1 pseudogene is annotated in these 698 nt (G+C 68.1%); it reads left to right on the top strand.

Features of this window, described 5'->3' with window-relative positions:
* Window positions 1-698: pseudogene (locus RM572_RS28675) on the top strand (diaminopimelate decarboxylase); the annotation flags it as partial.

Raw genomic sequence — 698 nt, forward strand, 5'->3', positions numbered from 1 at the left:
GCAGAACGCATCGTGTTCGACTCTCCGGCCAAGACCACGACCGAGATAGAGCGGGCCCTCGCACTGGGGGTCTCGTTCAACATCGACAACTTCGAGGAGCTGGCGCGGGTCGATCAGGCGATCGCCCGGGTGGAAGGGCATCGGTCGGTCATCGGGATGAGGCTGAATCCCCAGACCGGCGCAGGCACCATCGGCGCCATGAGCACGGCCACCACCACCTCCAAGTTCGGGATCGGGCTGGCCGACCATCGCGACGAAATCGTCGACGCCTTTGCGGACCGGCCCTGGTTGACCCAGCTGCACGTGCACAGCGGATCGCAGGGCATGAGCCTCGCGCACGCCGCCGAGGGCGTACGGCTGGTGGCAGAGCTCGCCGCCGAGATCACCGCACGGGTCGGCGTCCGGCAGATCCAGCGGATCGACATCGGCGGAGGATTGCCGGTCAACTTCGAATCCGACGACATCACACCAAGTTTCGCCGATCACCGCGCCGCGCTGGAGGCTGCGGTGCCGCAACTGTTCGACGGCACGTACGCCTTGGTGACCGAGTTCGGGCGGGCGCTGACGGCGAAGGCCGGCACCATCGTCGCCCGCGTCGAGTACACGAAAGTCACCGGCGGCCGGCCGATCGCCATCACCCACGCCGGTGTGCAGGTGGCCACCCGCACGATCTTCGCGCCCGAGGCGTGGCCGTTGCG

It is taken from the genome of Streptomyces hazeniae, from assembly GCF_031845485.1.
Classification (GTDB): domain Bacteria; phylum Actinomycetota; class Actinomycetes; order Streptomycetales; family Streptomycetaceae; genus Streptomyces; species Streptomyces hazeniae.